Source organism: Patescibacteria group bacterium (genome assembly GCA_020148045.1).
In the GTDB taxonomy this organism is placed as follows: Bacteria; Patescibacteriota; Minisyncoccia; order Minisyncoccales; family GWA2-38-27; genus JAHCRG01.
This window is the reverse complement of sequence record JAHCRG010000007.1, coordinates 23,476-43,035: the sequence shown is the minus strand read 5'-3', so window position 1 is coordinate 43,035 and position 19,560 is coordinate 23,476. Positions and strand designations below refer to the sequence as shown.

Genomic DNA, 19,560 nt, shown 5'->3' with positions numbered 1-19,560 from the left:
TTAATATGAAACTAATGTTCGTTTATGGCGCTTTTGAGAACTTAGGCATTGAATATTTATCAGCAGTTTTAAAATCGCATGGCCATTTTACCCGTTTAGCATTCGATCCTAAATTGTTTAACGATCCGTTTATTAGCATTAAATATTTAGATAAAGTCTTTAATTATGAGAAATTTCTCATAAAGCAAATCATAGACTATTGCCCCGATATCGTGGCGTTCTCTGTAGTTAGTTCTGAATATATTTGGGCGTTAAGATTAGCTCAACAGCTAAAGGAACATCTTCCCCCCGCGCACATTACTTTTGGCGGTATTCATCCTACATCTGTGCCTGAGAAGGTGTTGAAAAACAGTTGCGTAGACTCCGTAATTATTGGGGAGGGAGAATACCCGCTTCTGGACCTGGCAAATAGCTTTCGAAAGAAAAAGGTAGATTATTCAATTAGAAATATCTGGTTTAGACATGATGGCGAAATCATCAGGAATCCCCTAAGGCCTTATATTGATGACCTGGATACACTGCCTTTCCCCGATAAAGAATTATACTATGAGGTAATCCCTCGATACAGGAATGGTTATACAGCGATAACGCGCCGGGGTTGCGTAAATAGCTGTTCCTATTGCCACAATAGCGTATGGCAGAAGCTTTATCCCGGCCAGAAGAAAATACGCTTCAGAAGCGTGCAAAATGTTATTCAAGAGTTAAAAGAGGCAAAAAAAAGATATAATTTTAAACGCCTGCGGATAAACGATGACCTCTTTACATGCAATGAGCAGTGGTTGAAAGAATTTTCTAATCAATATAAAAAATATATAGACATACCGTCATATTGTTTTGGTTCGCCAGGCACCATCAATGAAAATGTAATGAAATATTTGAAAAATATCAAATGTTACCAATTATGCCTGGGGGTCCAGAGCACAAGCCAGGTTTTAAGAAAGAAGATTCTCAACAGAGAAGAAGACAACAATCAGGTAAGAGAAGTGATACATCTGTGCAGAAAATTCAAAATTCGCTGCGTGGTAGATAATATCATCGGCTTACCTCAGGAGACCGAGAATGATTTGGTAGAAATGGCAAAATTCTATAATGAGAATAGGCCAAATAGGATTTGTGTTTTTTGGTTAATATATTTTCCCGGCACCCCAATTATTAAAGCAGGAATTAGAGAAAGAGCTTTAACCAATGAACTTATTGATGTTTTGGAAGAGAACCCATGCAAGGCAGCTAACACGCTGCAGAACAAAGTTCACCCGAAAAATAAAATTAGATTTCATTGGTTGTTGCTTATTTTACATTTTTTGCCCCCGGGAATATACAATTGGTTTATTGAGAAAAGGCTGTATCTATTCTTGCCTTTATTTAGTCCGTCAATCATCGAGGCCCCGTTTACCATGCTGGCAAAGGACCGGCTGGATATTTCCCGGAGAAGATATTATATTCGTTATTCCTATTTTACAATGAAGAAAATAGCAAAAGGGCTTAAAAATCCTATATTTAATACTGAAAAATGGATTTCAGGTCAAAATGTAAAAGCGCATTAGGGCTTTTGAGTGCGCGATTATTCAATAAAAGGCTTCCTTTGGCGGTGAGTTGGTATCTGACATACCGATGCAACTATAATTGTAAATATTGCGGTATTCCTGCGTTTGATTCAGGGGGCGAGTTAAAAACGAGCGAAGTTTTATCAATTATTGATGATTTAAAAGGAATGGGGACTGCGATAATCAGTTTCTGCGGCGGAGAACCATTGTTGAGGAGTGACCTCGGTCAAATAATCAATTATTGTCGGCGTAAAAATGTACAAACTCAAGTTATTTCCAATGGAGCCCTGGTCCCGGAACGCATAGAATCTTTAAAGAATATATATATGCTAAAGCTGAGCTTTGATGGTCCAGAATTCATTCAGGATGAATTAAGAGGACCAGGAGCATATAAGAGGACTTTACAAGCAGCTTCTATAGCCAAGAAACACAAAATTAAAGTAGCTTTTAACACTACATTGAATAGATTAAATTTACCGTATATTGAATTTATAATAAATAAAAGCAAGGAACTTAAAATTCCCGTGAGGTTTTCTCCTTTAAAATATATCCACTCTGGCAAAAAAGATATAAAATGGTTAACTCCTCCCACCGGTCTATATAGAGAAAAGATTGCGTATATTATACGGGAGGCTAAAAGAAATAAATACGTGCTTAATTCCCTGCCCGCTTTAAGTTATCTCAGATTTTACCCCGAGGGGAAAAAACTTAACAGTTGCATCGGCGGCAGGATTTTTTGCCATATTAAACCAAATGGAGATATGCACCCCTGTGAAGGCCTGAGAGTTGCAGGCACAGCAAATTGTGTAAACGCCGGCGTAAAAAAAGCCTTTAGCGCTTTACCGTTACATTCCTGCCCATATTGCTGGTGCACAGGGACTTTAGAGCTTAATATGGTTTATTTGTTTAAAATACCTTCTTTAATCAAAGTTATCAAAGGGACATTCGAGTAAAAAATGAAAATATTGCTATTAGCATGCGACTTTGAGGAGTTTAGCCTGCCTTTTGATTTCGGAGCAGCGATATCGGAAGAATTAATGCTCGAGACAGCTTTTGCGGGAATACAGAGATTGCTTAAAGTTGTTAGAGACCATTCAATTAAAATTACCTTTTTTGTTACTGAGAAGATATCAGAGACGTATCCCGACCTATTAAGGCAATTAATCGCTGATGGGCATGAAGTGGGCCTTCATGCTAACATAGATTATAAAAAAAATGGCAATGCCCAGGAGACCATTGCCGAGATTAAATATATCAAAGAAAAAATAGAAAAGAATATAAGGACGAAGATTTACGGTTTCAAAAATCACAAATTAGTTGTTTTGCCTTTTGATATTGTTAGAAAGTCTGGATTTGATTATGACAACAGTTGCCATCCTACATATGTCCCCGGTCGCTATTGTAATTTTTTGAAATCTAGGAGAATGAAGTCAAAGAGCGGATTAGTAAATATTCCTATCTCGGTTACTCCAATTATCAGGTTGCCTTTCTCTTGGATTTGGTTTCGATGGTTTGGCCTGAATTATGCTAAATTTTGCACATCTTGGGCGCTCTTTACTCATGACTATATCAACATTTATTTTCATTCTTGGGACTTTGCTAATATTGACCGGAAAATGCCTTTTAAGTTGCCTTATGTGATAACACGCAATACGGGAAATAAGACTTTAGGCTTGCTGGATAACTTTCTGGCATGGTGCAAAAGAAAGGACCTCAGGGCAGAGACAATCCATAATTATTTATCCCGAAAGGTGTAAAATAAATACATTACAGAGCGCGCGCATGAGCTCCAACAAACATTATAATTTAAGCTTTATTATAATTTGCGTCTTTAGCCTAATTTTTGCAATCGCCTTCGCTTTTATAAATATTTTAAAATTTAAAATATTTTCTCCTACTTTATTTGGATGGCAGTTCATACATATTTATCCAAAATTATCTGAAGGTATCAGTATTTTTAATGTATATGTTTGCCCCGAATATGCTGTATTGTTTTTTTTGTTCACTCCTATTAATTACCTAATCGCATTTATCTATAAATTTATTCTCAGAGCCGAAGCACTATATATTTTTCAAAGTATTATAATGGCAAGCGCGGCTCTGCCTATATATTTTCTCGCAAGAAAGCGCTTGTATAGTGCCTATTTAGCCGGCGCCTTTTCTATCGCATATCTTTTGCATCCTATTGTAACCACAGGCGCAATGTTAGGCTATATTCCTCTTTCGCTGGGGCTGCCTTTCCTTTTGTTTGCTTTTTATTATTTGGAAAAAGAGAATTTCGGGAAATTCATTTTTTTTATAATTTTAGCTAATATGTCAAAGGTCGATACAGTGGTAATGACTCTTATTTTGGGGTTAATCCTATCCTTTTCTAAAGCAAAAAGCAAATATGGAAAAACAGTTGTAAAAATCAGCTCTATTTGGCTAATAGTTACAACGGGCCTTTGCTTTATTTATCTTAAATTAACAGCTCAGTCTTTCCCCGCGCCAATGTTGCATTTTGACCGATACGGCAGTAGTCTGATAGAGGCTTTGCGATACGCTTTAAATAACCCATCGTTGTTTATAAAAAATCTCTTCAACCTAGACAATATGTTCCTTTATGCTTTTTATCCTTTGCCTAATATCTTTGTATTTTTGTCCCCTTTGCATCTTCTGCCTATCATACCAGAAATAGGGTTTATATTGCTCAGAAATCAGCATTCCTCGGGACATTTTTTAATCTTAGCCTTTATCTTTGCCGGCGCTGTATATGGAACAGAGAAGGCCATTAATAAGTTCTTTGTTAAATATAAAGGCATAAAAAAGGAATTATTACATAAGATATTAGCTGTACTGATCTTAATAGTTGCATTTCTGCAGCACTATTATGTAAAGCCGAAAGGCGTATTTGGGGATAAGTTGGGGCCTATGCCATTTAGCAAAAATTTTCATTTTGGATATTACAGGCCCACAAGACATAGCGAAATCGGACATAAATTATTAAAGAAGATTCCTTCCGGAGCATCTTGCATAACTTTACAATCCTTAGCGCCGCACCTTGGACGATGTAAATTCTTGGGTGTGTTATCCCGAGAAGTCCTTATCAGGAAATATAAATGGGATTATATATTTGTAGATTTGCTAAAAGACGACCTTTATCACATCGATAGGAAAGAACTTCTCTTGCAATTAAAATACTTTTTGGCGGAAGATAACTACGGAGTAGTGCATATGGAGGACGGCTGGCTGCTGGCGAGAAAAGGATACAATAAAAATAAAAATGCAGAAGCATTAATTTATATTATGCGACTTCTGTTAGAATAAAACAAAAATGAAGATATCCGCCCCCACAAACTTTGACTTTAGGATTCTCGAAAAGCTGAAAGGCACAGTCCACGATACTTATGGTAGTTTACAGAATGATGCCGGCGGAACTGTTTTGCCTTCGTACGCTTTGCCTAAAGTTGATACGGGAAGATTTAAAGAATATGTAGAATACTCTCATGAATTAGGCATCAAATTTAACTATGTCCTAAATCATCCCAATATAACTATTACCAAACAGAGGATTGCTCTTTTAGATAGACTCAGCAAAATCAATGTGGATATGGTAACTGCCTCCAATTACAGCTTTATTTCATTCGTTAAGAAGGAATATCCTTTCAAAATCTGCAGTTCCATTGCCTGCAAAATCGATTCTCTTAAGGAGGCAATGCTATTTAAAGAACTCGACTGTGACGTCATTTGCTTAGATTATACTAAAAATAGCGATTTGGAGTTTATCAGGCTGGTCAAGCAAAAGACAGCTTTACAGATAAAGCTTTTGGCAAATAACATCTGCCTTCCCAATTGCCCTTATTGGAGAGAGCACTTAGAGAGCGCAGGGCACTTTCAAAAAGGGATATTCAAGTGCTTAAAGCTAAAATTAAACAATCCCTCATTATTTAGAGAGACGGGGTTTATTTACCCAAATGATGTGAAAAAATATGAGGGGATAGGGGTTGATTTCCTTAAACTGGGGGGAAGAACCAAGCCTGCCAACTGGATTATTAATTGTGCGATGGCATATTCCCAAAAAAGCTATAACGGCAATTGTTTTAGGTTAGTAAACACTTCGGTTGCGGAAAGTAGATATTCTTCGATTATTAGCATTCTCTTAAAATTTTTTCCCACGCTTTTTATTAGGACCGGCCTCAAATGCTTATATTTCTGCAATCGCAAAGAGCTCTATGGCGTACTTTCAAAGGAAAGGCATATTAAGTCCCTGTTAAAGATATATTTAACAAAGGATACCTTTTATATGGACAGCGTAGAGGTCTCGGTTGATCAGACCAAAAAAGAATGCTTATTGAAAGAGATTAATAAACTCTTCGAAACAGTTTGAAATTTTAAGGGCCTGTGCAAATGCAAAGAGATACGGATGTCTTGCTTATAAATCCTAATTCTAAATTAATAAATAACAGTTGGGGCTACCGCAGATTCTGCACTCCTATCGCTCCGCTTGGACTATGCTATATTGCCGCCGTGCTCCGTAACAATGGCCTAAAGGTCTCTGTTATCGACCAGTATGCAAGAAAGATGCCTGACAGCGAACTTATCGATTCTATCAAAAAGCAAAAGCCGTTTATTATAGGTTTCTCTGCGCTTACGCCGGTTATGCCCGATATTAGAAGGCTGGTTTTACTGATCCGCAAGTCAAGAATTAGCAGTAAAATTGTTTTGGGTAATATTCATGCCACCTGTTTTCCTGAAGAAATGCTTAAGGATTACACAGCTGATATTGTAGTGAGGGGAGAGGGAGAAACAACTATGCTGGAGTTATGCAATCATCTTATGCAGGGCAAACAATTAGAGGATGTAGCCGGCATTAGTTTCCGTTTGCCTGGAGGAATAAGACACAACCCAGAGCGCAGGCTTATTGATAATCTTGATGCACTGCCTTTTCCGGCATGGGATGCTTTAAATTTAGATGATTATAGTGAAGTTCCTCTATCTGCGATATCTAATTCAAGGGCAATACCGATAATGGCGTCACGAGGGTGCCCTTATAGATGTTATTATTGTTCTCAAGACACTGTATACGCTAAGGTAAGGTATCGCGATTTAAATAAGGTTGTCGATGAAATAGAATACTTCTTAACTTCTTGTAAAATACGGTATTTTGGATTCTCCGACGCCTATTTTCCTTTCGATGAGGAATCCGGATTAAAGTTTTGCAATATCATGATAAAGCGCGGGCTGCACAAAAAGCTTAAGTGGTGTACAGAGACAAGAGTTGATAAGGTTTCCCCGGGACTATTAAAGGCAATGAAAGAAGCAGGGGTGCATCTTATTATGTATGGCATAGAAGTCGGAAATAAAAGAATCCTTAAAAGTATCCATAAAGGAACTACCTTAGAACAGGCGAGAATAGCAGTACAGGAAACAAAAAAAGCCGGGATATTGAGCCAGGGCCTGTTTATGCTTGGACTTCCGGGTGAGACTAAAGACACTTGTATGGAGACTATAACATTTGCAAAGGAGATAAGATGCGACTTGGTAAAGTTTAATATTGCCGTTCCCTACCCCGGATCCAAATTCTTTGAAGATTTCATCAGGCATAATAAAAAGGTAGCTGAGCCAGAAAAGTTTACTAGTTGGAGCGATTGGACATCAGCAAAAGGCGACCTTGTTTATTGCCCGGAAGATTTAGACAGCGAGACCCTGAGATATTTGCAGAGGAGAGCAATGTTTGATTTTTATGTAAGGCCTAGGGCTATTATGAACCATATTTTACAGAGAACAGTAACCTTGAAAAACCTTTTTCTTGGATTTTTGTGGCTGGCTTCAATGCTACTCAAAGGAATTATCGCTAAATCAAAGAATTATAAAAATAAAAGGCGTTGCTTGCTATGAAGTTAACGGTTCCTACAAACTGGCAGAACGATTTAATCAAGAAAATAAATAAACCAAATATAGACACAGTGTATGGAAAATTGGACAGGGACTTTTTTGGAGGCGGAAGGCCTTCTTGTATATCGCTAAAAGTAACAAAGAAGCAAATAAAGAAACACATCTGTGAAATCCATAATAATAGCTTAAAATTTTATTATATCTTAAATTCTACTTGTATAGGCGGTCGAGAATTGACCGGGTCTGGCCAGAAGAGAATACATGAACTTTTAACTTGGTTGTCTGAAATTAAGGCAGACGGAGTTGTGGTAGCAATTCCCTATCTTACGCAGTTGATAAGGAAGCATTACCCCCATTTCGAAATTTCGGTATCTTGTTTTGCCCATGTCAATTCGGTAATTAAGGCCAAGTTTTGGGAAGACTTAGGGGCTTCAATAATCACTTTGCCGCAAACCGAGATGACACGCAGATTTAAATTGATGAAAAAGATTAAGGAAAGCGTAAGATGCGAATTGCAACTTATTGTAAATGATAATTGCATCCAAGATTGTCCGTTATTTCTTTACCACCATAATCTTAGTTCACACGGTTCGCAAACATCGAGTAAGCTGGGAATCTTTATGTTCGATTATTGCCGGTTTATGTGCAGGAGCAAGATGATTGCCGACCCAGTAAATTTTATCCGTTCGGCGTGGATAAGGCCGGAGGATATTGCAGTTTATGAAGACATGGGCATTGAAAAATTCAAGGTTGTAGATAGGAATATGACCACCGAAGCCATCGCCTTTATTGTAGATACTTATTTAAACAGGAAACACGATGGCAACTTGTATGACCTGTTTATGAATCCATCAAAGAGCCTATGGCTTAAAAGGCCAAATTTTCTCCATAAAATAAAATACTTCTTCCATCCATTTGCGGTAAATATATTTAAATTAGTTAGAAAAAAAGGCCTGCTGAAAGATTTAGATGTCTATATTGACAATAGAAAGTTAGATGGCTTTATAGACCATTTCTTGAAAGAAGACTGCTACCTCAATTCTTGCGAAGATTGCAGATATTGTATAAAAATTGCCGAACAAACTGTTAGGATTAACCCTGAATATAAACAAAACGATGCTAATAATTACAGCAGGTTTTTGAAAGAGATTATTTCAGGCGAAATTTTTAAATATTGGGGTTAATTTGGTAGGGAAACTCCTATAAGTAATAATAAATTATGAAAATATTATTAGTAAACCCTACATCGGCTTTGGTCGAAAAAAGCCAAAAACTTAGAAGCTTTTTTCGCCCCATTCTTCCTTTTGGCATTGCTTCTATTGCCGCTGTTCTTGAGAAAGCAGGCATAGAAGTTAAGGCTATAGATCAATTTGCCAATAAGATGAATAACAAAAGACTTCTAGACGAAATTAAAAAATATAATCCGGGAATTATAGGTTTCTCTTGCCTTACGCCGACAATTAATAATGTAAAAGTACTTGTTAATCAAATAAGGGGATTTAGCAATGCCCCGATAGCATTAGGAGGCATCCATGCTACAATCTTTGCAGAAGAACTGTTAGGGCAAAAAACCGGGGATATTATTGTGAGAGGAGAGGGCGAAGTTACGACTTTGGAGCTTGCTTTAGCGATTAAGAAAAAAGGCAATTTACGCAGTGTAAGAGGCATTAGTTTTCTAGATGGGAATTCTATAACCCACAATCCAGACAGGCCTTTTATTAGAAATTTAGATGAACTGCCTTATCCCGCATGGCATCTTTTTGACCTTAGGCGTTATACAGATATTCCGCTTGCAATTATAGATAAACAGTTGGCATTGCCAATTTTAGGCTCGAGGGGATGCGCTTATAGATGTTCATTTTGCGCCCAGGACAAAATTTATCCAAGGCCAAATTATAGAAAGAGCGAGGATATTATAAAAGAATTAGAATATATGTGCAATAGATATGATGCCCGATATTTTGGTTTTTTTGATACCAATTTCCCTTTTTCTATAGAATTCGGTTTGCAATTTTGCAGAGAACTGATTCAAAGAGGCCTGCATAAAAAGATTAAGTGGTGCACAGAGACCAGGGTAGATTTAGTAAATGAAGAATTACTGCTGATGATGAAGAGGGCAGGCGTTCATCTGGTCATGTTTGGCCTTGAGTCGGGAAACCAGGCCGTTTTAGATAGGAATAATAAAGGAACTACATTAGAGCAAGCAAGGAGGACAATGAGGATTGTTAAGAAATCGAAGATATATACATTAGGCTCATTTATTTTAGGCTTACCCGGGGAGACAAAAGAGACATGTGAAGAGACCATCAAGTTTGCTAAAGAATTAAATTGCGATGTTACAAAATTCAACCTTGCCGTTCCCTATCCAGGCTCCAAGTTCTTTGAAGACCTCTTTAAAAATACAGATTCTATTTTTGAGCCGGAAAAGTTTACTTCCTGGCACGATTGGGCTGATTGCAGTGGTAACCCTGTCTATGTCCCATGCGATATGGACGCTAAGGATTTGCTAAATTTTCAGCGAAAAGCAATGTGTGAATTTTACCTGAGGCCCAAAGTGATTATATCTTATTTAAGATACAGAAAAGCAAATCTTTGGAAATTCTTTTACGGCGGGTATGTCTTAATCAACAGGTATATATTGTATCTATTGAGCACGGCAAACAAGAGATTAAATATCGGCAAGAATTAATAGCCCTTGAGAATAAACTATTATATTAAGGACTTCCTGGATGAAAAAATTATTTAACCGGCTATCGACGGGTATAATATTAATAATTTTTATAACTCTAAGCTTGCATTATATTTTGAAAGTAAAGAGCCCTTCTTTTGCATCTGATTTTTTCCCTTTAAATGAAAATGATCAATACATATATGCGCATCGGGAGGGTTCTGTTGAAGGCATAGTAACTATAACTGTTAAAAATGTTAAGCAGGTAGCTGAGGGCAGACAATTTAATTTTCTCTGGCAGGGCGAATATAACGATCGCATTCAGACAAATATACTTTCTTCTAAAGGCATATTGTTTTGCATGAATAAGCATCTGGTAGGGGAGGTGCCTTTGAAGGTAATAAGAGAATTCTCCCCACCGCTTTTAATGATACCCTCCGAATTAGGAAAAAATATTTCTTCCTCGGCTATCCAATCTATCTATGACTATGAAGGCAACTTAATCGATAAGGAAAGAATAGAAGCCAACATTAGTTTCGTGGGGTTTGAAGATATAGCTGTAGAAGCAGGAAAATTTAAATGTATCCATTTCTTTGTAAGGCATAATTATCGAGATGCAGCAGAGAATAGTAAAAAAATGCATATCTATAATTTTTGGCTTGCTCCCGGGCTGGGGTTTGTCAAATTTATGCACACATTTATTCCTCTTCAAAATTTAAGATATATTAGGGCCGGAGAAAAAACTATAATGAATAGATACTGCGGCCCGTTTACCGAGGTATTCAAGCTTAAAAAAGCGGTTATCGCAGGAAAGACATGGGAAAGTGATGCGGAGTAATTTAGTTATAGCAATAGTTCTTTTTCTTAACTTAACGAGCATAGGCGCCCAAAAGGCCCATGGAAGTTTGCTGAAGGATGATTATCTCTGGCTCGAGTATGGCAATGAGGTTAAAAATGAAGATGGCAGTGTAACTCAATTGCTATATATCTGTTATGGTCAGTTCCCTGACCAAAAAAAGGATATTTCCCAATTAGACGCGCTTGAGGCAATCTATACATTTGACAAAAAAGACAAAAAGAATGAAATAATTTTTTATAAACTAAAGATTGGAACGGAAGAGAATAAGCCATATATTTGTATTAATTCAACAGACACAAACAGGTATACGGTTTTAGTCAAGGGAAAGAAATTTAAAAGAGAAATAAAATACCATTTTCTGGCAAAGGCGTCTTTCTTCCTCTTTGGCAATAGCAAGAGCTTGGGTGGAGAGAGCAGGTATTCCCCGACAGAGACTGACAATCGGTTTGATATGGTTATTTATCGAGAGCATATAAACGAAGGTAATACCCTCTATCGCAGGTTTGGTTTTCCTATAAGGCTTACAGTGGCCTTTGACAAGAAGCCCTTTGGCTATCAAGAGGTGGATGTAATTGATAATTCCGGAAATATTCAACAAATAAAGACAGATAAAAATGGTAGTTTTTTCTATATTCCTCGGAATCCGGGAGCGTTTCAAAAAGGACAAAAGGGCTTTGGCCAAAATTTAGTCGTTGCAGAACGTATCTTAGGCAGCATAGTCTATAAATATGCTTACACAGTTTTATTTAAACACAAGTGCCATGTAGCCACGCAAAGAAGGGATCTAGATATGAAAAAGGGTACCACTATATTTATTTTGTCGGTTGTTCTTTCGCTTACTGGCGCAATTATTGCAAGAAAGAAATCTAAATTATGAAAGTTTATCGAATTCGTTATTTAATCCAAATTTTAAGTTTTTTATTTTTAATTTATGGTGGTTATCTTGGGCTGCGGGCTGGCAATCTCTTTCCCGCTCAGCAATGTTCTAACAATGACAGCTATTTAGGCGGCGGTTGTTATTTATTGCCACTACAGCGATTGCAATATGGAATAAAAATGGATCCGGAGAAGGAGAGAGGAATGATGCCTTTCCCCGGATATACTATTATTTGGCGTTGTTCCGGTGCATATTTACGTTTATTCCTAAGCTTCTTTGTAGTTGCTTTAATATTTAGTAAATTCTGGTGCGGTTGGGCTTGTCCATTCGGCACATTTCAGGATTGGATTGCCTCAATGAGAAGAAGGTTTTCAATTAGAGAGTGTCAAATCTCTTATAGGACAAAGAGAAATTTGCGGATAGTTAAATATATATTACTAATACTTTTCTTAGGTGTCCACTTTTACTTAATTAGCGATTTCCCCAGAGATATCGACCCGCCATATTGCAGGATATGCCCGGTTAAGCTATTTCTACCGCCATTTGAAGGGAATTTCTTAAACCAGGCCGTTGATTTTACTGTTGGCATACAACGATTTTGGACAAGTATTGCTACCTCGGCCTTGGCAGGGATTGTATTAGTAGGAATTATGTTCCGAGATCGCATCTTTTGCCTTATCTGTCCTGTTGGAGCTCTCTTTGATACATTTCGTAGAATTGGTCTTCCCCGGCTTAAAAAGCAGGCGGATTCTTGCACTGGTTGCGGAAATTGTTGGCGCGTGTGCCCCATGGATATTAAAGAAGTGTATTTAGAGAAAAAAGAGAAAGATGTCCTTAAAGAAAACTGCAATCTCTGCTTAAAATGCATAGAGGCATGTCCGCAAGATAAGGCATTATCTGCCACATTCCTAAAGAAAAATATTATTTCTTCCTCAAAAAAATACTTTTCCGATTGGTTTAAAAGGAGGCATAGATTGCAATGGTAGTTTTGCCTGGGAATGTAAACAGAAAAATGCAGGAAAAAGTTTACCAGGAGGTCCTCAGGGAAACCCAAAGAGAAATTGCTTCCCTCAAAACAAGGGACGACTTTATTAAGGAACTTGAATATTTTTTAGAAGTCCTTTCGTTGCCACTTTATCCCCAAAGATTTAAGGAAAGATTTAAAAATCCTCTTGCCGGTCTTTACTGCAATAGTGTTCCATTAGAACTGTTAGATGCATTTGGATTCCATCCCGTTAGATTATGCAGCGGATCCTTATGCGTGCAAAAACTTTCGTCATCCTTTTTACCTATTTTAGCTTGTCCTGTGATTAAATCTTCTGTCAGCCCCTACCATTTAGAACAATCATTAGAAAAATTGTGCGACCTAGTAGTAATGCCTACTAGTTGTGACTGGAGAGTTAAGATTCCCGAGATAATAAAGGAAAAGAAAAAACACATTTACCAGATGGAATTACCCCATGCGAAGGAAAGCGAAAAAAGCCAAAAAAGATGGCTGGAGGAATCCTATGATTTGAAAAGATATCTAGAAAGATACACAAAAAAGAAATTAAATTGTAAGAATTTTTTGAGCTCGATCCATAAATATATGAGGGCCTGGGGAACATTCAGTCGTTTAATCGAACTGCGGTGCAAGGGGCTAATTTCTGGTACATGGAGTATTATTATAGCCAATGCCTTTATGCTGGATGATGTTGAATCCTGGATAGAAAATACAAACAAACTTCTTAACAGCTATAATAATTCTGGCCATAATGAAAAACCACAAATATTTCTTGCTGGCTCCCCTTTGTTTTTCCCGCATTTGAAGATTTCTGAATTAATTGAAGAGATAGGCATGTTTATTGTAGCCGACAGTTTATGTACGTCCGAAAGGCTTTTTAATAGCATAGTTTACGATGGGACCTCTGAATATGAACTTCTTAGAGCCGTAGCAGAGAGGTACCAACTTTCTTGTACCTGCCCTACATTCGTAGATAATGAGCGCAAAATAAAGAATACTTTAGTAGCAATGAAAGAGCGTAACATAAAAGGTGTGGTCTATCATGTCTTTAAAGGATGCCATCCTTTTGATATGGAGAGTTTTAGTTTCGAAAAAGCAGTAAAAAGGAATGGCTATCATTTTATAAGAATAGAGACAGATTATTCTGTAGAGGATAAAGAGGGCATATTATTAAGGCTTGAGGCCTTTAAGGAGACACTTCACTAGAAGAGGGAGAGTTATATGCTAATAGCAGGCATTGATTTGGGAACAGCCGCGATTAAGGTTGTCTTTATTGATGAGGAGAATAGATTGCTTTGGTCAAAAGTTGCTCCTGCAACTTTTGGCAATTTTAAGATATCGGAAGAACTCTTAAAAGAAGGACTAAGGGCGCTTTCCATACAAAAACGAGAACTCTCGGGTATCGCTACTACAGGTTATGGAAAACGGATTTTCCCAGCAGCAGAAAAAAAAGTAGATGAAATTACAGCAATTGCCACAGCGGCCTATCATTTAAGCAATAAAACTGCCAGGACAATAGTCAATATAGGGGGACAAGATATCAAGGTTATTAAAATTCGTTCCGATGGGAAAACATTGGATTTTAGAATGAATGATAAGTGTGCAGCAGGAACAGGTAGATTTTTTGAAAAGGCAGCAAGGATATTAGATACCCCCATTAATGAATTTGGGAATTTAGAGGGAAAGAATCTCCAGGCAGTTAGCATCAATAGCACATGTGCTGTCTTTGTTGAAAGCGAAATAGCATCTCTTTTATATAAAAAAGCCAAGAAAGAAGATATTATATCCGGAATACATCAGTCTATAGCAAGAAGGCTATCTGACCTGATGCGAGGATTATATATTGAGCAAGAGATTTATCTGGACGGCGGCCCCGCGCAGAATAATAACTTGTTATTTGCTTTACAAGAAGAGATTATGATGGACATTAAAAGGCTTGCTCTTCCGCAATTAACTGCAGCTATAGGAGCAGCGATGGTTTTAGCCAAGAAAAAGAAGGGTGAGAGAGATTGAAAAAGGCCTTCTTAATTATTTTTGCGCTTTGCATTTCTTTTGCCTTAAGTTATATTTTCTTAACAGCAAGGTTTTTCGATATCTCTAGCTATTTTCCCATGGATGTTGGATTTGAGTGGCAATATCAAGGTTGGCATTTTCTAGAAGGCAAAAAAGGATCTGAGATTAACAGCGTTAGCGCAATTGCCTCGAAAGAAAAGTTAAATAATAAGGAGGCGTATCTTTTTCAACCAGATAAAGACAGATTTCCTATTTTTTACTACAGTTTAGAAGGGGAAGGTATTTATTTGTATAAAATTAAAGAAGCCGATAGATATATAATCTGTTCTTCCGGCTTGCTGTTTTTCCCCCGCAGGCTACAAATAGGCCGGGAATATAACAGTTATTCGAAAATGCAAGTTTACGACACTAAAGATAGGTTAATTGAGGAAGGCATAATTGAAAGAGAAGTCAAGTTGGAAGGGACTGAAGATATCAGTGTCCCCGCAGGTAGATTTAAGAATTGCTTAAAAATTTCTACTTTTTTTGTTTTCAAGGCGAAGACAGCGCTGCGTATTACAGAAGAACTCTTTCTCGCAAAGGGCATAGGAAATGTTCAAGTTAAAGAAAAAATATTGTTTATCGGCAGTACTGGGAAAGCTCAAGAGCAGCAGAATGAAAAGATGCTTAAAAAATGTTCAAGCCCAAACAAATATTATGCAAAGCCTCACTACTAACATTGTGATTATCTTTATGAATTTTTAGATAACTTTTCAATTCTGAAATTATGGGGAATAAATTACGGCTGAAAAAAGATTTGATTTCAATTTTTATTATTATTGCCATCGCATTATTGTGGTGGATAATTGTTTTTTCCGGTTTTCAACCGCTTGACCAGTGTGACTGGGATAAATATTTTACTTTCCATGAACTGCAAAGAAAAACTATTTTATTCTATCGTCAGTTTCCTCTCTGGAGTCCTTATCTAAGCGGAGGGACCCCATGGTTAGCTCGCCCTAACTCAGACTTCTTATCGCCCTATTTTATATTTATATTATTTTTTGGAACCATTCAAGGAACAATTATTATTTATCTTATTCAAGCAGTTACGGGTTTACTAGGCATGTATTTTTTGTCACGCCACTATGGGCTAGGCTATATCTTAAGCTTATTAAGCTCTATCTTCTTCTTAAACATTTTTAATATCTTAACCTTTGTTGGCGGATTTACATTTTTAAATATATCCTTCCTTCCTTGGATATATTTATTCTTCCAGAAAAGCAAGATTCAAAAAAAATATCTCCTAGTTGCTTCAGTTCTTCTTGCCCTCATTATCTATGCGGGAAATATTTATATTTTTATTATGACGTGTATGATAATATCTATCGATGCAATTTATTATGCAATTGTTAAAAAAGAAGCAAAATTTATTTTATTATTATTAAAAATAGCTTTATTTGTTCTCTTTTTGGGAGGCATAAAGCTTTTTCCTATGCTGGAACTATTAAACCAATACCCCCGCCATACAGGATTGCCGCCATTTCCCGGCTTTCTTAATATGAATAATATATATGCGGGATTACTTGAACTAAGACACTTTTTCTTCTCAAGAGAGAATACATATATTGCTTCGCGATTCATAAATGAAGAGATGATCGGGTATCATTTTTCAATTATTACGATTTCTTTGTTTGTCTTAAGCGTTTTTTTATTATGGCGCAAATACAAGATATTGGTAGCTATAAATGCGATTTTCCTTTTACTGGCCTTAGGTGACAATAGCCCGGTCAACTTATGGCGGATTTTGCATTTTTTTCTAAGTGCGTTTAAAGAGCCTAAAAAATTCTTTGGGCCATTAATTGCAATGTTATCGTTATCTTTGGGCCTGGTAATACAGGAACTGCAGAAGAGACTTCCGCGCTTGCTTAAACTGCCTTTCTTCGCTGTCCTAATTTTATTCTCTTTAATTTCTTTCAATGTCTTTAATTGCGCTAGAAAAATTTTTAAAGAGAGCACAATAATAAGATATAATTTAAGTAATCGAGAAAGTGCATTTTCCCAGTCTAGCGGCAATAGCAAAAAAATGTTTGAAAGTATCTATAATAATCAAGGACTGGTGTATGGGTATGACAATATTGGAAGCCAGATCCAGACAAAAGTTATTCCAAGAGAAAGGCAGGGTTATAGGGGAGAGTATTTTTTATTGAATAATTCGGGGAAGGTAGAACAGATATACTTCTCTGCGAACAAACTCAAATTTAGTATAGCTGTAGAAGAGGAGGATATTTTAGTAATAAATCAGAATTATTTTCCCGGGTGGCATTCATTTCAGGGCCAAGTCATTAATCACCGTGGGTTAATAGGCATTCCGGTAAATAGATATAATCGAGAGATAACTATGTATTACCTGCCGAATTCTTTCCTCATCGGCACAGCCGCTTTTGTCTTTTTTATATCAATTATTGTATGGATGAGAAAAATTCCTAAGGTCCGTGCATTACTATATAGCTAGATTTTATGAAAAAAAATACTATTATTGGAATAGCAATATTGCTGCTCTTAATAGAATGCTGGAATTATGAACTAAAATACCGGATAGACAAAAAGGCAGAAAATGTAGTTTGGCCTTTAGCAGTAGGGAACAACTGGGTTTATCATGGTTACCAATCTCCAGAATATTATATTGAGGTAATAAAGACCGAGAAGTTAAAAGGCGATGAAGTATATATTGTAGATATCTCCAGCAAGTCAGAGCATTATTACCAGCATTTTAAAAATAAAGAAGGTGGCTTATTTTCATATGGCGTTCTTGGCCGACAATTTTTTTTAGAATATGGCATGTTCGCGTCTCCGGTTTTGGTATTTAAGTATCCCGGTATTGCGGGAGAAAGTTATGAACTTGGGAAAGGCGAGCGAATGACCATAAAGTCAACAAATGAAAAAGTAACTGTACCAGCCGGGAGCTTTAGATGTTACAAATATTACTATGAACGACCAAATGGTTACTCGGTTGTATGGCAAGCCCCAAATATAGGCATTGTAAAGGAATTTGGAAGCGTGTCCTTAGAGGGAACAGACCACTATTACAGGCTTTTGCTAAAATCTTATAACCTGAATAATTAAAACATGATTAAGAATAAACGAATAGAAAAGCCTCCATTTGCCTTGGCGTTTTTCCTGCTTGCATTTGGCAGCGTACTCTTTCTTATCTGTATTTTTAGAGTGCTTTCATTTACTGTTGCATTGATGCCGGTACTTTTGTTTTTTTTAGTTTTTTGTATCCCAATAGGCAGAATAATTACTTTAAAGTGTTTTGCAAAATCCCAAATAAATTTGCTGCGAAGCAATTTATTCCTGCAAATCGCCCTTTTATTTTCTCTTTTAGGATTTACCGTTTGCCTAAAAATTGCCGACCCTCTTTCAACTTTTATAGCTAAAGACCACTTTCCTTTTTTATCGTTAGGTCTTTTATGGATAAGTGAGCTACTTTTGTTTTCTCCATTCTTCATTGCATGGAGCGCATCGGAATACAGTGCATACAAATTGGCAAAGGGAAAGCTAAAGAAAAGGAAATATTTTTACGGCATATCTATTTTAGGGGCCTTTGCAGCTTATTGCTTTGCAAACTTTACCTTTCCCTATATCGGATTAATAAAAACAATACTTTTAAGTTTCCTGAGCTTATTATTTATTCAATTCTTAGTGAACACAACCGCTTTAGCTAAAAGATATTTATTTGGGATGGCCTGCATTGTTGTTTTATACTTTTTATCTACAGGTTCTTCTAATTTTGAAGACAAATTTGTTGTTTTTATTCAAGGCAATGGTGCACTCAGCACAAAATCTATTTTAAATAAAGAATTTGCCATGAAACCACTAAACACTAAGTTTGGCGAAAGGGATAATACCTTTGATGTTACGGAAATCCTGTTTCAAAAGTGGACTAAATACTGCCACTTAGGGTTAATAAAATCCGGCAGATATTTATATGGGCTGTATAATGGCAGACTCAATTGGGCCTATACAAGCTATTTAACTTCACCGCCTTCTATTCAAGAGAGCCTTGATATATTGCCTTTTCTTCTTCTTCCTAAAAATTCTTCTATAATAATAATTGGCGCAGGGGGTGGAATGCAGGTTAAGTATGCCTTGTTTTTTGACCCTAAAGAAGTTATTGCCCTGGAGCCAATATCTGAAATTATCTATGCCTTACAGAATGAGTGCCCGGAAAGCAATGAAAATATCTTTTTAAGAAAAAATGTAAAATGCGTTACTATGGAAGCAAACAGATATCTCGAAACAGTTGGGCAGGACTACGATTTAATCTATATTATTAATACCGGGGGTAAATTTGGAATGTTCAGAAGATTCATTGCCCCATCTCATTTCTCATATTCTGTCCAGTCATTTAAGCAAATCAAAAACAAACTGAAGCCAGGAGGTGTTATTGCCATAGCGATAGAAGGCTCAAGGCATAAAAGAAGCGGATTCCTTAAACAATATTTTGCCAATTTACAGAAAGCCGGTTTTATTGCACGCGGTTATTTAAGAGAAAGAACAGAATTAGGCAAAAGGAGTTATTTATTGGTTGGGTATAAAGATTATATCCCAAATCCTTCGTTATCCGAAGAATTCGAAAAAAGACTGTTAGCCGATAATGACTTGATAATAAAAGTTGCAGAAGAGTTCGAGATAAATGTAAAAAGCCACTAAAATAAAGAGCAGGGATTATGAGCTTTCCCT

Annotated in this window: 18 protein-coding genes; 17 read left to right on the top strand and 1 reads right to left on the bottom strand. The window is 36.8% G+C overall.

Annotated elements, in window-relative coordinates; translation table 11 throughout:
* Positions 1-5: 5 nt before the first annotated feature.
* The 16 genes from KJA13_02825 to KJA13_02750 all read left to right on the top strand — a co-directional run bounded on the left by KJA13_02825 (position 6) and on the right by KJA13_02750 (position 17,940).
* Positions 6-1,544, top strand: coding sequence for a B12-binding domain-containing radical SAM protein (locus tag KJA13_02825; protein MBZ9577947.1), 1,539 nt, complete (start codon positions 6-8; stop codon positions 1,542-1,544).
* Positions 1,511-2,497: a radical SAM protein gene (locus tag KJA13_02820; GenBank protein MBZ9577946.1), complete on the top strand. Its 987-nt coding sequence runs from the start codon at positions 1,511-1,513 to the stop codon at positions 2,495-2,497. The genes KJA13_02825 and KJA13_02820 overlap by 34 nt, the downstream gene beginning before the upstream one ends.
* Positions 2,498-2,500: 3 nt before the next feature.
* Complete coding sequence (locus tag KJA13_02815) at positions 2,501-3,301, top strand: polysaccharide deacetylase family protein (GenBank protein MBZ9577945.1); 801 nt, start codon at positions 2,501-2,503, stop codon at positions 3,299-3,301.
* A gap of 25 nt (positions 3,302-3,326) precedes the next feature.
* Positions 3,327-4,850: a DUF2079 domain-containing protein gene (locus KJA13_02810; protein MBZ9577944.1), complete on the top strand. Its 1,524-nt coding sequence runs from the start codon at positions 3,327-3,329 to the stop codon at positions 4,848-4,850.
* A gap of 7 nt (positions 4,851-4,857) precedes the next feature.
* Positions 4,858-5,910 (top strand): hypothetical protein, encoded by a 1,053-nt coding sequence (locus KJA13_02805; GenBank protein ID MBZ9577943.1) that lies wholly within the window; start codon positions 4,858-4,860, stop codon positions 5,908-5,910.
* A 20-nt stretch (positions 5,911-5,930) separates the two neighbouring features.
* A complete protein-coding gene (locus KJA13_02800; GenBank protein MBZ9577942.1) occupies positions 5,931-7,421 on the top strand; it encodes a B12-binding domain-containing radical SAM protein in 1,491 nt (496 codons plus the stop codon).
* Complete coding sequence (locus KJA13_02795) at positions 7,418-8,602, top strand: U32 family peptidase (GenBank protein ID MBZ9577941.1); 1,185 nt, start codon at positions 7,418-7,420, stop codon at positions 8,600-8,602. Before KJA13_02800 ends, KJA13_02795 begins: the two co-directional genes overlap by 4 nt.
* Positions 8,603-8,637: 35 nt before the next feature.
* Entirely contained in the window at positions 8,638-10,107 is a 1,470-nt protein-coding gene (locus KJA13_02790) for a cobalamin-dependent protein (protein MBZ9577940.1), read from the top strand.
* Positions 10,108-10,222: 115 nt separating this feature from the next.
* Positions 10,223-10,924 carry a hypothetical protein gene (locus KJA13_02785; protein MBZ9577939.1) on the top strand — a complete coding sequence of 234 codons (702 nt, stop codon included), beginning with the start codon at positions 10,223-10,225 and terminating at the stop codon, positions 10,922-10,924.
* Positions 10,914-11,822: a hypothetical protein gene (locus tag KJA13_02780; protein ID MBZ9577938.1), complete on the top strand. Its 909-nt coding sequence runs from the start codon at positions 10,914-10,916 to the stop codon at positions 11,820-11,822. The genes KJA13_02785 and KJA13_02780 overlap by 11 nt, the downstream gene beginning before the upstream one ends.
* Positions 11,819-12,808, top strand: coding sequence for a 4Fe-4S binding protein (locus tag KJA13_02775; protein ID MBZ9577937.1), 990 nt, complete (start codon positions 11,819-11,821; stop codon positions 12,806-12,808). The genes KJA13_02780 and KJA13_02775 overlap by 4 nt, the downstream gene beginning before the upstream one ends.
* On the top strand, positions 12,802-14,031 hold the full coding sequence (locus tag KJA13_02770; protein ID MBZ9577936.1) for a 2-hydroxyacyl-CoA dehydratase: 1,230 nt from the start codon (positions 12,802-12,804) through the stop codon (positions 14,029-14,031). Before KJA13_02775 ends, KJA13_02770 begins: the two co-directional genes overlap by 7 nt.
* A gap of 15 nt (positions 14,032-14,046) precedes the next feature.
* On the top strand, positions 14,047-14,838 hold the full coding sequence (locus KJA13_02765; protein ID MBZ9577935.1) for a hypothetical protein: 792 nt from the start codon (positions 14,047-14,049) through the stop codon (positions 14,836-14,838).
* 98 nt (positions 14,839-14,936) lie between these two features.
* A complete protein-coding gene (locus tag KJA13_02760) occupies positions 14,937-15,554 on the top strand; it encodes a hypothetical protein (GenBank protein ID MBZ9577934.1) in 618 nt (205 codons plus the stop codon).
* 50 nt (positions 15,555-15,604) lie between these two features.
* Positions 15,605-17,329, top strand: a complete 1,725-nt coding sequence (locus KJA13_02755; protein MBZ9577933.1) for a hypothetical protein — start codon at positions 15,605-15,607, stop codon at positions 17,327-17,329.
* Between the two features lie 5 nt (positions 17,330-17,334).
* Complete coding sequence (locus tag KJA13_02750) at positions 17,335-17,940, top strand: hypothetical protein (protein ID MBZ9577932.1); 606 nt, start codon at positions 17,335-17,337, stop codon at positions 17,938-17,940.
* On the opposite strand, the gene KJA13_02745 is transcribed toward KJA13_02750, so the two are convergent.
* Positions 17,937-18,326 (bottom strand): hypothetical protein, encoded by a 390-nt coding sequence (locus KJA13_02745; GenBank protein ID MBZ9577931.1) that lies wholly within the window; start codon positions 18,324-18,326, stop codon positions 17,937-17,939. The two genes, KJA13_02750 and KJA13_02745, sit on opposite strands and share 4 nt — an antisense overlap.
* A gap of 34 nt (positions 18,327-18,360) precedes the next feature.
* On the opposite strand from KJA13_02745, the gene KJA13_02740 reads away from it, so the two are divergent.
* Positions 18,361-19,530 (top strand): hypothetical protein, encoded by a 1,170-nt coding sequence (locus KJA13_02740; GenBank protein MBZ9577930.1) that lies wholly within the window; start codon positions 18,361-18,363, stop codon positions 19,528-19,530.
* Positions 19,531-19,560: the final 30 nt, after the last annotated feature.

Bases quoted from the DNA above. Each gene is read 5' to 3' on its own strand.
- KJA13_02825 (MBZ9577947.1), top strand. From the start codon at position 6: ATGAAACTAATGTTCGTTTATGGCGCTTTTGAGAACTTAGGCATTGAA.
- KJA13_02820 (MBZ9577946.1), top strand. From the start codon at position 1,511: ATGGATTTCAGGTCAAAATGTAAAAGCGCATTAGGGCTTTTGAGTGCG.
- KJA13_02815 (MBZ9577945.1), top strand. From the start codon at position 2,501: ATGAAAATATTGCTATTAGCATGCGACTTTGAGGAGTTTAGCCTGCCT.
- KJA13_02810 (MBZ9577944.1), top strand. From the start codon at position 3,327: ATGAGCTCCAACAAACATTATAATTTAAGCTTTATTATAATTTGCGTC.
- KJA13_02805 (MBZ9577943.1), top strand. From the start codon at position 4,858: ATGAAGATATCCGCCCCCACAAACTTTGACTTTAGGATTCTCGAAAAG.
- KJA13_02800 (MBZ9577942.1), top strand. From the start codon at position 5,931: ATGCAAAGAGATACGGATGTCTTGCTTATAAATCCTAATTCTAAATTA.
- KJA13_02795 (MBZ9577941.1), top strand. From the start codon at position 7,418: ATGAAGTTAACGGTTCCTACAAACTGGCAGAACGATTTAATCAAGAAA.
- KJA13_02790 (MBZ9577940.1), top strand. From the start codon at position 8,638: ATGAAAATATTATTAGTAAACCCTACATCGGCTTTGGTCGAAAAAAGC.
- KJA13_02780 (MBZ9577938.1), top strand. From the start codon at position 10,914: ATGCGGAGTAATTTAGTTATAGCAATAGTTCTTTTTCTTAACTTAACG.
- KJA13_02775 (MBZ9577937.1), top strand. From the start codon at position 11,819: ATGAAAGTTTATCGAATTCGTTATTTAATCCAAATTTTAAGTTTTTTA.
- KJA13_02770 (MBZ9577936.1), top strand. From the start codon at position 12,802: ATGGTAGTTTTGCCTGGGAATGTAAACAGAAAAATGCAGGAAAAAGTT.
- KJA13_02765 (MBZ9577935.1), top strand. From the start codon at position 14,047: ATGCTAATAGCAGGCATTGATTTGGGAACAGCCGCGATTAAGGTTGTC.
- KJA13_02760 (MBZ9577934.1), top strand. From the start codon at position 14,937: ATGGATGTTGGATTTGAGTGGCAATATCAAGGTTGGCATTTTCTAGAA.
- KJA13_02755 (MBZ9577933.1), top strand. From the start codon at position 15,605: ATGGGGAATAAATTACGGCTGAAAAAAGATTTGATTTCAATTTTTATT.
- KJA13_02750 (MBZ9577932.1), top strand. From the start codon at position 17,335: ATGAAAAAAAATACTATTATTGGAATAGCAATATTGCTGCTCTTAATA.
- KJA13_02745 (MBZ9577931.1), bottom strand. From the start codon at position 18,326: ATGAAGAATGGAGAAAACAAAAGTAGCTCACTTATCCATAAAAGACCT.